The sequence below is a fragment of the Asaia platycodi JCM 25414 genome (genome assembly GCF_000614545.1).
GTDB classification, from domain to species: Bacteria; Pseudomonadota; Alphaproteobacteria; order Acetobacterales; family Acetobacteraceae; genus Asaia; species Asaia platycodi.
The window spans coordinates 20,663-33,747 of record NZ_BAKW01000004.1 but is presented as its reverse complement, the minus strand read 5'-3'; the positions used below and the strand labels follow the sequence as shown (position 1 = coordinate 33,747).

Annotated in this window: 10 protein-coding genes, 1 tRNA gene and 1 pseudogene; 8 read left to right on the top strand and 4 right to left on the bottom strand. The window is 60.4% G+C overall.

The genetic code is table 11. From position 1 onward, the window contains the following. The first annotated feature begins 319 nt into the window (after positions 1 to 319). The 3 genes and pseudogenes from JCM25414_RS17190 to JCM25414_RS17180 all read left to right on the top strand — a co-directional run bounded on the left by JCM25414_RS17190 (position 320) and on the right by JCM25414_RS17180 (position 4,469). Positions 320 to 1,597: an MFS transporter gene (locus tag JCM25414_RS17190; RefSeq protein ID WP_051535708.1), complete on the top strand. Its 1,278-nt coding sequence runs from the start codon at positions 320 to 322 to the stop codon at positions 1,595 to 1,597. Between the two features lie 38 nt (positions 1,598 to 1,635). Continuing rightward, positions 1,636 to 2,847: an SLC13 family permease gene (locus tag JCM25414_RS17185; RefSeq protein ID WP_051535687.1), complete on the top strand. Its 1,212-nt coding sequence runs from the start codon at positions 1,636 to 1,638 to the stop codon at positions 2,845 to 2,847. 204 nt (positions 2,848 to 3,051) lie between these two features. Next, a pseudogene (locus JCM25414_RS17180) lies at positions 3,052 to 4,469 on the top strand (DUF2252 domain-containing protein). Between the two features lie 151 nt (positions 4,470 to 4,620). Here JCM25414_RS17180 and JCM25414_RS04600 read toward each other — a convergent pair. Further along, positions 4,621 to 4,857 carry a hypothetical protein gene (locus JCM25414_RS04600; RefSeq protein ID WP_148300947.1) on the bottom strand — a complete coding sequence of 79 codons (237 nt, stop codon included), beginning with the start codon at positions 4,855 to 4,857 and terminating at the stop codon, positions 4,621 to 4,623. 373 nt (positions 4,858 to 5,230) lie between these two features. Between JCM25414_RS04600 and JCM25414_RS04595 the strand changes: the two genes are divergently transcribed. The 3 genes from JCM25414_RS04595 (at position 5,231) to JCM25414_RS22870 (ending at position 7,891) form a co-directional block, all read left to right on the top strand. Continuing rightward, positions 5,231 to 6,757 carry a glycoside hydrolase family 32 protein gene (locus tag JCM25414_RS04595; RefSeq protein ID WP_025840865.1) on the top strand — a complete coding sequence of 509 codons (1,527 nt, stop codon included), beginning with the start codon at positions 5,231 to 5,233 and terminating at the stop codon, positions 6,755 to 6,757. Between the two features lie 393 nt (positions 6,758 to 7,150). Next, positions 7,151 to 7,408, top strand: coding sequence for a DMT family transporter (locus JCM25414_RS17175; protein WP_408734868.1), 258 nt, complete (start codon positions 7,151 to 7,153; stop codon positions 7,406 to 7,408). 153 nt (positions 7,409 to 7,561) lie between these two features. After that, a complete protein-coding gene (locus tag JCM25414_RS22870; RefSeq protein ID WP_148300946.1) occupies positions 7,562 to 7,891 on the top strand; it encodes a hypothetical protein in 330 nt (109 codons plus the stop codon). Positions 7,892 to 7,959: 68 nt separating this feature from the next. On the opposite strand, the gene JCM25414_RS23300 is transcribed toward JCM25414_RS22870, so the two are convergent. Then, positions 7,960 to 8,148, bottom strand: a complete 189-nt coding sequence (locus JCM25414_RS23300) for a hypothetical protein (protein ID WP_025840864.1) — start codon at positions 8,146 to 8,148, stop codon at positions 7,960 to 7,962. A gap of 109 nt (positions 8,149 to 8,257) precedes the next feature. Here JCM25414_RS23300 and JCM25414_RS17170 point away from each other — a divergent pair, with 109 nt between their 5' ends. After that, the gene (locus JCM25414_RS17170) at positions 8,258 to 8,632 is read left to right on the top strand and encodes a GlcG/HbpS family heme-binding protein (protein ID WP_035442682.1); all 375 of its coding nucleotides are present in this window, start codon (positions 8,258 to 8,260) and stop codon (positions 8,630 to 8,632) included. A 331-nt stretch (positions 8,633 to 8,963) separates the two neighbouring features. Here JCM25414_RS17170 and JCM25414_RS04575 read toward each other — a convergent pair. Both JCM25414_RS04575 and JCM25414_RS17165 read right to left on the bottom strand, forming a co-directional pair. After that, positions 8,964 to 9,040 (bottom strand) — tRNA-Arg (locus JCM25414_RS04575). A gap of 12 nt (positions 9,041 to 9,052) precedes the next feature. After that, positions 9,053 to 10,183 (bottom strand): alpha/beta fold hydrolase, encoded by a 1,131-nt coding sequence (locus JCM25414_RS17165; RefSeq protein WP_159101713.1) that lies wholly within the window; start codon positions 10,181 to 10,183, stop codon positions 9,053 to 9,055. Positions 10,184 to 10,346: 163 nt separating this feature from the next. Here JCM25414_RS17165 and polA point away from each other — a divergent pair, with 163 nt between their 5' ends. After that, on the top strand, positions 10,347 to 13,082 hold the full coding sequence (gene polA / locus JCM25414_RS04565) for a DNA polymerase I (RefSeq protein WP_025840863.1): 2,736 nt from the start codon (positions 10,347 to 10,349) through the stop codon (positions 13,080 to 13,082). Positions 13,083 to 13,085 lie beyond the last annotated feature (3 nt).

The following is a 13,085-nucleotide window of genomic DNA, read 5'->3' as shown; positions in this document are numbered from 1 at the left end:
CTCTTTCTCCATCTACTGAAACCGGGGCGTCCTGCGATCCGGTATGGCCGTGCTTTGGGCCGGACGGCGCTACGTCGCATAAAACACGAGAAACGTTCCATCGCCTGAAGGAACGCCCAGCCACGCAAGCACGTTTCTGCGTCGCTCTTCAATGCCGTTTCTGAACGCGTTGCGTCGATCTGCCCGCTTTCTTGCTCGTGACCCTGACTTCCTCTGTGAAAGACGCGTTCTATGCGGAGGGATTGGGCGATTTCTCGATTATCCGAACAAGGAACGACCTTTTTATGATCAGCCAGAAAGTAATGCAGGGAGTGAAGGCGTGACTTTCTCGCAGGCAGAAAGGCAGAAAAACGACGCAGGGTCGGGAAAGAGTCCCTCTGCCAGCAGCATTACCGGGCTCGACGCCACGAATTTCTTTCTTGCCGATGTGCAGGGCGGGGTAGGCCCCTATCTGACTGTCTATCTTTCCAGTGCGCGTCACTGGCAGGCCGGGCCGATCGGCATGGCCATGGCCATGGCGGGGTTTGCTGCTGCCCTGTGTCAGATACCGGCAGGCCTGCTTGTCGATGCGAGCATCCACAAGCGCGCTCTGATCGCTGCATCGGCGCTTGTCACGGCGATTGCGTGCCTGCTCATCGTTTCGATGTCCGGCATGGCCCCGGTCCTTGCCGCGCAGATCATGATGGGGGCGGCGGCGGCAGTTATTCCCCCCGCACTGGCGGCAATCTCGCTTGGTCTGGTCGGGCGCAAACGTCTGCCCGGGCGTATCAGCCGCAACCAGGGAATCAACCATTGCGGGTCGTTCGTTTCGGCCATTCTGGCCGGGGCCTGCGGGCAATATCTCGGGTTGAACTGGATTTTCTATCTTGTCTGCGGCTCGGCCATCGCCAGCGCCTGCGGGCTGCTGATGATCCGCCCGTCGGAAATCGATCAGAAGATCGCCCGAGGGAGCGAAGACGATACGAACCAGCCCCCCATGGCGATCGGGCGTCTGGTCTCGCAGCGCCCGGTCTGGGTATTTCTGGGCGCCATCATTCTCTTTCATCTCGGCAATGCCGCCATGCTGCCTTTCGCGGCGCAGGTCATGGCGCAGAGTCATCCGGGCGCGGAGGCCGTCACACTCAGCGCCTGCGTCATTGTCGCCCAATTTGTGATGATGATCGTCGCCTGGGGCGTCGGCCGGGCCATGGCCCATGGGGTGGGACGCAAACCGATCTTTCTGATCGCTTTTGCCATCTTGCCGATACGCGGCCTGCTCTTCTCCTGGTTTCACGCTCCCTACGCCATTGTCGCGATCCAGATACTGGACGGCATCGCCGCGGGGATCTTTGGTGTGATCGCCATTATCATCGCTTCCGACCTGACAGAGGGTACCGGGCGCTTCAACTTCCTGCAGGGCATGGTGGCCCTTGCCGTGGGCATCGGCGGCGGGCTCAGTAATCTGATCGGAGGCTATGTGGTGCAGTACCAGGGTTATCGTGTCGGTTTTCTGTCCCTGACCGTCATCGCCGTGATGGCTTTCGTGTTTTTTCTGAGCCTCATGCCTGAAACGAGAAATGCAGACGACCCGTCGTCGGACGCGCCGCAGGCGGCATAAGGGCAGCGTTGGATGATCGAGTATAGTCTCTGGGGTCTTTGCGCTTTCGCGATCGCCGGGCTGCTTTTTCGGCTTGGCAATTGCCCGAGGCGCTCTGGACCTCTCTCGCTGCCCTGATGGTGCCGATCCTCGGATTATGCAGCTGGCACACTGCCGGAAAGGCAATCGCCTCGGGTGAGGAAGTCTATCTTTTCCTTTTCGGCATGATGATCCTGAGCGAAGTTGCCCGCCAGGAGAAGCTCTTCGACTGGCTCGCGGCCTCGGCGCTGATTCACGCGCAAGGCTCGGGGCGGCGCCTGTTTCTGATTATTTTCGTGGTCGCGATCGTCACCACAGCTTTTTTGTCGAACGACGCCACGATCATCCTTCTCACCCCACCCGTCATTGCTGTGGCACAGAAGGCCAAGACCGATGCGTTTCCTTCTCTGCTGGCTTGCGCTTTCGTCGCCAATGCGGCGAGCTTTCTGCTGCCTATCAGCAATCCGGCCAATCTGGTGCTTTACGGGGGCGCACCGCCCAGCCTGCTGCCCTGGCTCGGACGGTTCTTCGTGCCTTCCTGTCTGGCTGTCGGCGTGAGTTTTGTCCTGCTTTACGCTTTGGTGCGACGCGAGATCGATTGTCGTTTCACCGGCTCTCACGATCTGCCGAGCCTCGACCCGATGGCGCGGTTTACCGCGCTGGCGCTTTTCGGGGTGATCGTTCTTCTAACGCTCGTTTCCTTTCTGCACGGGCCGCTGGGCTGGGCGACAGCGCTGAGCGGGGCAGGGCTCGGTGTCGCGGTGACATTTCTGCGCCGTCGGTCGCCCCTTCCGGCGCTGGCCGAGATTTCCTGGTCTGTCTTTCCTTTGGTAGCGAGCCTGTTCGTGCTGGTCTCGGCTGTCGAGCAGAGCGGTGTCATCCAGAAGCTGGCCACATTCATTCTGTCTTACGGTCATGGCGCGACGGCTATTCTGGTCACGGGGTTCGGTTTCGGGCTGCTGAGCAATGTGATCAATAACCTGCCTTCCGGCCTGCTCGCTGCACAACTCGCCCCCGTGCTGGCGCCCTATGGCCCCGCCTTGCAGGATGCACTGCTGATTGGTGTCGATCTGGGGCCAAATCTGACGCTCAGCGGCTCGCTGGCAACGGTGCTGTGGCTGATCATCCTGCGCAAGCATGGGCTCGACATCAGCTATGGGCGTTTCATGCGCTATGGCGTGATGCTGACCCTTCCGGCGCTTGCGGCCTCCCTGCTGGTTCTGATGGTGTAAGAGCCGTTTATTCGCCATTCCGAGAAAATCGGCCTATAGGGTATTTGTGTCACACTATGTCAAATGGGGCCGTGCCTGCCGCTATGATGCAGGCGGAAGCCTTTTCTCGGTCGGGATCTGAAAATCGCCTCCCTGCCGTGCTTCTAGCTCCTCTGTCTGTCATGCTGACTTGTTCTCAATCCCTTGTCCCGAGGCTCGACGCTTATGGCTGAACTCTCCTTTTCTGCTTCCGGCATGGCAAGCCCGTCTCTTGAGACACGGCAGGAGCGTCATGACCGCGGGCAGGAATTACGCAAGCAGACCCAACGCAGCGCCCATGCGGACTGGGCGCCTGCACCCGACCGTGTCGATTCCGTTTCGTTACTGGTGAAACAGGGTGAGAGCCGCATTCAGGATCTGCTGCCGATACGTTACGAGCGCATGCGCGCCTCGCCCTTTGCGTTCCTGCGGGGCAGCGCCGTGGTCATGGCCGCCGATCTGGCCAATGCGCCAGCAACCGGGCCTGTCGTGCAGAGTTGCGGCGATTGCCATCTGGCGAATTTCGGCAGCTATGCCTCGGCGGAAGGGATCGCGGTTTTCGATATCAATGATTTCGATGAGACCTATCCCGCGCCGTTCGAGTGGGACCTCAAGCGCTTGGTACATCGTTCATTCTCTCCAGTCTGGAAAGCGGAGCATCGGACAAGCAGGCGCGGCAGAATGCGTTGATCGTGGCCAAGACCTATCAGCGTGAGATGGCCCGTCTTGCCCCGATGAGCCCGCTCGAAATCTGGTCCGACCGGATCGATCTCGCCGCCGCCATCGAAGGGTTTTCAGACAAGCACACGCGCAAGGGCATCAGCGCCCGGCTGGAGGCCCGGCTGGAGAGCGCCCGCGACCATTTCGGTCTGGTGTCATTCGACAAGAACGTGCCCAAGCTGAAGGTCAAGCCGCCGCTGGTCATGCGCCTGCCTGCACGCGATGAGACCATTCGTGAGGCCTTTGCCCGCTATGTTGCCACCCAGCCTCCTGAGCGCGCCGTATTATTGTCGCGCTACAGGCTGCGCGACATTCTGTTCAAGGTCGTGGGTGTCGGGAGCGTCGGCACCTACTGCGCCATCGGTCTGTTCGCGACGCCCGATGGCGAGACCCTGCTGCTTCAGATCAAGGAAGCGCAGGAATCGGTTCTGGCGTCTCATCTCGCCGGGCCGCGCTACGATAATCAGGGCCAGCGCGTGGTGATGGGCCAGAGGCTGATGCAGGCGAGTTCAGACATTTTTCTCGGCTGGACGCATAGCGATGCCGCGAGCTCGGACCGCCCTGTAAGGAAACTCGACGGTGCAAACTGCCAGTTCTACGTGCGGCGCCTCAAGGACAGCCGCCTTGCAGCCATCGGCGCCGATGTCGCGCAGGAAGGGCTCGATGACTATGCAGCTCTCTGCGGTCGCGCTCTGGCCCGCGCCCATGCGCGCTCGGGCGATGTGGCGCTGATCGCCGGTTATCTCGGGTCGAGCGACAGTTTTGCCGAGGCCATCGTGGGGTTCTCGCAGGCCTACGCCGAGCAGACGAAGAAGGACTGGACAGCCTTCAACGAAGCGATCGATAAAGGCGTCCTGCCCGTCGCTCCGTCCGGGAAATCGTAAGCTCGGAGAACGGTCAGCCAAGCCAGGGGTCAATCACGAAAAAAGCGAAGACCGTCGTTGCAAACAGGCTCCGGCTTGATACTCCGAGACAAAGGAGAGGCAATAGAAGGATCTGCCTCTTCGTCCTAGGGCATCGCTAAGCGCAAGAGGCCTAGCGCAGCCCTCCCGTCACGACGAAGACGCGCGGTACAGTTTCCTGCAAGCTGTCATTCGCTCGACGGAGGTTCGAAAAAATCTCGTCGGGATAAAATGTCGCCAGAATCCAGAATTGCACCCTGCGAAAAATTATCCCTATGGCAAAGAAAAGCCGTAGCAGGAGGGTGGCGACATAAGGCAGATCGTCCAGCGCGACCGTGCCCATCGAGAAAAGATTGCGGCGATGCATCACATATAAGCTCGCCCGAAACTAAAGAGGCGAGATGAAGAAGAGTGGAGCGGTGTAAGGATCGAAAGAGAAGCTTGTTGTATGAGAGGAAAAAGTCAGAGCGCCTTATAGAACGACCAGATTGTTAAAAAAATTCGTTCGTTTCGTTGCTATTTTCATTCATTTTGCCGGAGCAATACGGGCTGACGGCTAATCGCTCACGCAATTCGTCATCAGTTCTTTCTTATCCGTCGTAAAGCTCGCAGATCGACCGTTCATTGAGCGCAATATCAAAGCATATTCTTGACATTTTGGCATTTTGCCACTATATGGCTCCTGCGTTCGGAGCCATCCGGCGCGATTTGAAGAGACAATTTTCACAAACTCCTGGAAAAAAATGACTGAAAAGAAAAACGACTGCGTTTTCTCCAAAATGAGCCGTCAGTATCGGCCCTCAGTCCATTTCACCCCTCCAGCGGGATTCATGAATGATCCCAACGGCCTCATTTTCGATGGGGCGCAATATCATCTTTATTATCAGCACAACCCCGATGCGGCCTATTCGGCCAATATCTGCTGGGGCCATGCGATCAGCACCGATCTGCTGACCTGGAAAGACCAGCCGATCGCCGTGCCGGATACGATCGACGGTCAGGCCTATACGGGCTGCGCCGTGCTCGACCGCGATAACAGTTCGGGGCTTTTCCCCAACGCGCATGGCACCAATATTGCCGCGCTCTATACCCGGTCTTTGCCCACGAGGCAGAGCCAGTATCTGGCCATCAGCACCAATAACGGCCAGAGCTTCGAGGAATATCCGGGCAATCCTGTTCTGAATATCGACAGCCCGAATTTTCGCGATCCGCAGGTGCTTTATCACGAGCCGACGCGCAAATGGGTCATGGCGCTTGCCGAAGTCGAGAAGCACCAGATCGGTTTTTACGGCTCGACCGATCTTATCCACTGGACGCATCTCAGCAATTTCGGCCCTGCCGGTCTACCTACCGTCAATTACGAATGCCCCAATCTCATCCAGATCAGGGACGAGAGCGGCGCGGCGCGCTGGGTGCTGTTCGTGTCGATCAACCCCGGCAGCCCGATGGGCGGCAGCGTCACGCAGTATTTCATCGGTGATTTCGATGGCGCCGTGTTTACGCCCTCCGATGCCATTTTGCGCCTAACCGATTTCGCCAAGGATGCCTATGCCATGCAGGTCTATAGCGGCCTGCAGCCAGGTGAGGCGGTTACCTTCGCCTGGATGGGCAACTGGCAGTATTGCCAGGAGCTGCCGACCCGCGACTGGCGCGGCGCCATGTCTTTGCCGCGCAGCCTGTCGATCCGTCAGGACCCCAACGGCTATGCGCGTCTGGTTCAGATGCCGCTCGGCGTAGAAAAGCTGCGTCGCACCTTGCTGTGCGAAAAAGCCGCCTATCTGTCGCAGGGCACACATCGCGATATTGCCCTGCCAGTGGGCAAGGCAATCGAGTTGGTCATTCGCCTGACCGTCGATGAAGCCCGTCAGACAAACCCGACGGCTTCGGCCCCTCAGTTCAATCGCTTCGAAATCGCGTTTGCCAATGCAGAAGGTGAGAAGCTCTCTGTCGGTTATGACGTGAATAGCACGCAGATCTGGCTCGATCGCAGCAAGCTGCGTGGCTTCGATCACCCGTTCTACACGGGGCGTTTCGCCGCACCGATCAACACAGCGTTTTATCCCGACACCCGCAGTCTCGATCTGCATCTCTTTCTCGATGGCTGCGCTTTCGAGATCTTCGCCAATGAGCATCTCGAAACCGGCACGGCGCTCGTTTACCCGGCCAAGCCGCTGGATATGCTGCGCCTGACTGCCGAAGGGCTGGGCGTCACCATTGACAGCCTCGAACTCTACACGCTCGACAAGACGATGTGCCGCGAGACGCTGTAACCGTCTTCCTTCTGCGCTCTCCGCTCAAAAAGCGTGGCGCGTTGTGAGGGGCTGATTGCGGTGAGAACTGGGGTCCGTTATCGGCGCCATTTCTTGCGGACAGAGGCGCCGGGCTGTGTTTTGATCGAGACGCAGTCCGGCGCTTTCTCTCGTTTTCTGCCGATGGCCCTGCGCATTGAGAGAGGGCAGTTTTTGCCTGATTGGCAGCCAGAAAACGGCGCAATATTGAAATCCGGTGCCTCACGCGCTAGATTAGGCACGCAGCGACGACGTTCCTGCCTCCAGCGGAGAGTCAAGACCGGGACGGCCCGGCGGAACCCGAGTTCTGGAGGCCGCCATGGCGTGGATCGCGCTTTTTCTTGCAGGTTTGAGTGAAATTATCTGGCTGCCGCCATGAAGCAGTCGGCTGGCTTTACGCGTTTCATGCCCAGTGTCGTGACCTTGTTCGGCATGGCGATCAGTGTGGCACTGCTTGCCTGGGCCATGAAAACCCTTCCTCTCGGCACTGCCTATATGATCTGGACCGGTATCGGTGCACTTGGCGCATTTCTGATTGGCATTGCATTTCTGGGCGAGGCGCTCAGCCCCGCGCGCGGTCTGGCGGCGTTGCTAATCCTTTCTGGCGTCGTGCTGATGAAATGGGCGACCTGATCCGTCCGGCGCAGAATGTCTCGCGCCGTATTCCCGATCCGGCATGGTTGTCGAAGATCCGTTACAGTCCCTTTCCCTTCGTTCCTCGTGCGGATCGACCGTCCCTGTCATAGAGGAAGACTGATAATCTTCCAGACGGGGTCGCGCCAACCAATGACACGCCGGATCACGATATCCGCTCTTTCGCTGCTCCTTTACGCTTCGTCGTCCGGCGCGGTTCTGGCGCAAAGCGGTACGGTCTATAACGGGCAGGTCTATACGTCCTCCCCGACGGTCAGCGCCGTCGAGGGGGCGCCGTCACCGGGTGAGGGTGCACAGCAGCGTTGCAGACGCCCTCCTTCCTTAGACCGTCCGCCACCACCACCACGAGGTAGCGACGAAGGCCCCCCGCCACCGCCCGATGGTGACGATCGGCGCGGCTCGCATCGTCATGGATGCCGTCCGCCGCCACCGCCTCCCGAGGGCGGGCCGGAAGAGCGATGAGCCGGCCCCAGACAAGGCTGTTGCACCCAGCGACGGCAGCATTTCGACGCCTGATGCTCTGTGTCTGTCTAGGCCTGATTCTCGCGGGCTGCGCCCCACGCACCCAGCCCGATATGGATGTCGGCGCGGGAACAACTGACGATCCGGGCCAGACCACTGGCGCGCAGCAGGGAAGGGCCGGTGGTGGTCCTTCCGGAGGCAGCATTTGGCCCGAAATTGCCCGAACTGCCCTGCAGACGGGCATGGGTTTCCTGCATCACTGAGTGAGAATGTGGCCGGTTTATAGATAGTTTTAATCTCGCCCTGCTCGGAGAGAAGGAGCTTTGACGCTACACTCTCTGTGATCTTCACTCAGAGAGGTTTCCGATGCAGCTCACCATGGCCCTGACCTATATCGACAAGGCGCTTCATCTGGCCCGGGAGCGCGGGGTAAGTGTCGCCGTGGCCGTTGTCGATTCAGGCGGCCATCTGGTCGCCTTCAAGAAAGATGACGGCACCCAGCTCGGCAGCATCGAGCTGGCCCTTCTCAAAGCCAGAACCTCGGCCTTGTTCCTGCGCCCAACCGAAGCGATGGAAACGGCACTCCACGCAGGGAAAACGATGATCGCCACCCTGCCGAACATGCTCCCCGCAGGCGGCGGCATGCCGATTAACATGAATGGCAAGGTCATCGGCGCGCTTGGCCTGAGCGGCGGTGAGGGCGAGACAGATGCAAGGCTCGCCGAAGCCGCGGTTCTTTAGGCTGCTTCCATTCTGATTGCGCTCCAGCAATGTGCCTTTCGGTTATGATTGCTTCAGACCGCGGCGCCATGTTTCTGCACGCCCGTAATGGCAAAAGCGTCGTTTCAGAAAATAGCAGGAAAACCAGTTGCGTCGACGGCTGGAGCGCAGAAGCGGGAGCGGACCCAATCTGGCCTTAGCGTGTGTGAGGTCGGCGTCCTGCTATCGCGCAACGCAAATATAGTGGGAATCGACATCGGACGTTCGATCACAAGGGCGCCGATAATCGGTAAAGCCATCAGCGAGTGTGGTTGGGGGGCGTCGCAGCGCAGAACCGGAATGTTGCAGAAAATGGCGGACCCGAAAGGATTCGAACCTTCGACCTTCGCCTTCGGAGGGCGACGCTCTATCCAGCTGAGCTACGGGTCCCGCTGGATCGCTTCATAGCCAGAATTCCAGGAGCGCGCCAGTCCCAAAATCTGCATCGCCGATATTCCCACGCGAGGGTTTCCAAAGGGCGACGGCCCTTTGGCAGGGGCGGGACAGCATCCCGAATGTTCCGGCGTCAGGGCATGAAATGTCCCGGATCGGCCGCCATCCATGCAGCCGCCGCCACATCGCCGCCAGAGGCAAAAGCCGGTCGGGTGTCAGCACCCAGGAAGCGATATCACCCGTTGCATTGCGCCCGTTGCGGTCGCGCAGCAGCAGATGATGCCCGCCCGGTATGACGTCGCGCCGTGCCGAAGGCGGCAGGTGCTGCCAGAATGCTGCCATGGGAGGGGCCGGGATCATCTGGTCCTGATCGCCATAAAGCACGAGCAGGGGGAGCTGCACGCGAGAAGCGGCGTCCTGCCCGCTGGCCATCAGGTGCACCAGACCGCGCAGCGTATCGAGCCGGAAACCATGCATTGTGAGCGGGTCGAAATAAAGGCGCCTCAGGGCGGCAAGGTTATTGGTGGCGATATGCTCGCCGGGGACATGGGCGCCGGTGAATACCCAGTCGGGCGCGATGACATCCAGCCCGTCGAGCATGAGACGCGAGAGGGGGTCGAAACGCCAGATAGCGGGGGAGACCAGAATAACGCCGCTGATCGTCTCCGGTGGCGGGTCAGTGGCGAGCAGGGTCGCAACGGCGCCGCCCATGCTCTCGCCCATGACATAAAGCGGGATGCCGGGGTTTCGGGCATGAACAGAGGCTTCTTCGCGCGCATCCTGCACCATGCGGGCCGTGCTGCTCCACGCGCCGCGACTGCGTGTTTCGCCAAAGCCGCGCAGATCGGGCGCGATGGTCTCGATGCCCGCCGCCGCAAGCTGGGGGGCCGAGAATTCCCACGCGTCACGGCTGTCGCCAAAACCATGCAGAGCGAGAACGATCGCATGGGTCTGACCGGTCGCGGGCCAGACGCGTATTGGCGCGACACTTCCGTCGGAAAGGGAGAAATGCAGCGTGGCGGGGATGAGCGCCGCCTCCTGCCCCCGCGGTTGCGGCACCCTTGCTGGTTTGGGGGCAGAACAGGCGGCAAGCAGCGAGAGACCGAGCAGCGTCGCGACAGTCCGCCATGAACTGGGCAAAGACGCGCGGCAGCGGTTTGAATGCGGGCGGAACTCTCGTATCATCGGCTGAGTATTGCGTCCTCCGGGCGCGCTGGCCAGAGCCGGGTGACCAAGACCTGCATCGGGCCGGACCCAGTTAGGAGACGCTGTTCTTGTTGACCTCATTCCGATCGGTTGCCGCATGAGCGCTACGCCCCATCTCGTTCTCGTCGATGGCTCAGGCTTCATTTTCCGTGCCTTCCATGCGCTCCCGCCTATGAGCAGCCCCGAGGGCGTGCCGGTCAATGCGGTATTCGGCTTTACCAACATGCTTCAGCGCCTGCTGCGCGATCATGTGGGCACGCATCTCGCGGTTATTTTCGATGCGGGGCGCCATACTTTCCGCAACGAGATCTATCCGCAATACAAGGCCCATCGACCCGAGGCGCCTGAAGATCTGCGCCCACAATTCTCGCTCATTCGCGATGCGACCAAGGCGTTCAATGTGCCGATGATCGAGCTGCCCGGTTTCGAGGCAGACGATCTGATCGCGTCCTATGCCGAGGTGATCGAGAAAACCGGTGGGCGCTGCACTATCGTGTCGTCCGATAAGGATCTGATGCAGCTCGTGACCGAGCGCGTCAGCCTGCTCGATCCAATCAAACAGAAGCCGATCGGGAAAGAAGAGGTCGAGGCCAAATTCGGCGTGACACCTGATCGTGTGATCGACGTTCAGGCGCTGATGGGCGACCCAACCGATAACGTGCCCGGCGTACCGGGGATAGGCCCCAAGGGGGCGGCGCAGCTCGTGCAGGAATTCGGCGATCTGGAGGCTATTCTGGCGGCCGCGCCGGAGATGAAAAAATCCAAGCGCCAGCAATCGCTCATCGATCATGCCGAAGCGGCGCGCATTTCGCTCAAGCTGGTGACCCTGGCGCGTGACGTGCCTTTGCCCGAGCCCGTCGAGGCCCTCGGCTGTCGCGAGCCCGAAGGGGCCGTGCTGCGCGACTTCCTCGAAAAAATGGGCTTTCATTCTGTCATCCAGCGCATGGGGTTGGGCGCTCTTGCTTCACCGCGCCCGCAGGCGGCACCCGAGCCCGTGGCGGAGGGCGAAAAGCCCTATGGTCCCTACGAGACCATTCAATCCCTCGATGTGCTCGATACCTGGCTTTCTCGTGCGCGCAAGACGGGCTATTTCGCTTTCGATACCGAGACAGACAGCCTCAATGCGCGTCAGGCCACGCTGATCGGTCTGTCTCTGGCGACCGCGCCCGGTGATGCCGCCTATGTGCCGCTGCGCCATGAGGGCACACTCGAACATCCGGCGGGCGGCCAGCTTGAGGTTGAAGCCGTGCTTGAGGCGCTCAGGCCCATTCTCGCCGATCGATCGGTGCTGAAAATCTTCCAGAACGCGAAATACGATCTGCTGGTGCTCTCCCATGCAGGCATCGACACCATTGCCCCCATCGACGACACGATGCTCATTTCCTACGCCCAGTCGGCGGGCGAGCACGGTCAGGGCATGGATGAGCTGTCACGACTGCATCTCGCACATGACCCCATCTCCTATGATAGTGTGACCGGCACCGGGCGCAACCGCGTGCCTTTCGCTCATGTGCCCATCGCGCGGGCGACGGAATATGCGGCGGAAGATGCCGATGTAACGCTGCGTTTGTGGCTCAAGCTCAAGCCTGCCTTGCGCGAGCGTCAGGCTCTGGCACTTTACGAGACGATGGAGCGCCCGCTGATCACGATCCTGAAGGATATGGAGCAGGCAGGGGTGAAACTCGATGCCGCCGAATTGCGCCGCATGTCTGCCGATTTCGGCACTCGCATGGCGGAGATGGAAATCGAGATTCATGAGCTCGCCGGGCGCAGCTTCAATCTGGGGTCACCAAAACAGCTCGGCGAAATCCTGTTCGACGAGATGAACCTGCCGGGCGGCAAGCGCACCAAGGCCGGTGCCTGGGGCACGGATTCCTCCGTGCTGCAGGAACTCGCCGATGCCGGACATGATCTGCCTGCGCGCATTCTGTCGTGGCGCCAGCTGGCCAAGCTGAAATCGACCTATGCCGACGCCTTGGTGCAGCAGATGGATGCGCGCGCCCATCGCGTGCATACCTCGTTTCAGATGGCCATCACCACGACCGGGCGTCTGTCCTCAAACGACCCCAATCTGCAGAATATCCCGATCCGCACCGAGGAGGGCGGCCGTATCCGCCGCGCCTTTATCGCCGAAGAAGGCTATGTGCTGGTTTCGGCCGATTACTCGCAGATCGAGCTGCGGCTTCTGGCCGAAGTGGCCGATATCGGCCCGCTGAAGGAAGCCTTTACGCTGGGGCAGGATATTCATGCGCGCACAGCTTCCGAAGTCTTCAATGTGCCTCTCGAAGGCATGGATGCGCTGACGCGCCGACGGGCTAAGGCGATCAATTTCGGTATCATCTACGGTATTTCCGCCTTCGGTCTCTCGCGCCAGCTCGGCATTCCGGCGGGCGAGGCGCGTCGGTATATCGACGCCTATTTCGCCCGCTATCCCGGCATTCGCGATTACATGGATCGCACGAAGGACGACGCAAAGCGCGACGGCTATGTCACGACGCCCCTCGGGCGCCGCTGCTATGTGCCCGGCATCAACGAGAAGAATGGCGCGCGGCGCGGCTATGCCGAGCGCCAAGCCATCAATGCCCCACTTCAGGGTGGTGCCGCCGATATCATCAAGCGCGCCATGGTGCGTCTGGGCGCGCGCTTGCCACAGACCGGGCTGGACGCCAGAATGCTGCTTCAGGTGCATGACGAATTGCTGTTCGAGGTTCGGGCCAATCAGGCCGAGGCTCTGGCAGAGTTCGTGCGCACCGAGATGGAGCAGGCCGCGACACTGAGTGTGCCGCTGGTTGTCGAAACAGGTATTGGCTCGAACTGGGCGGAAGCACATTAAACA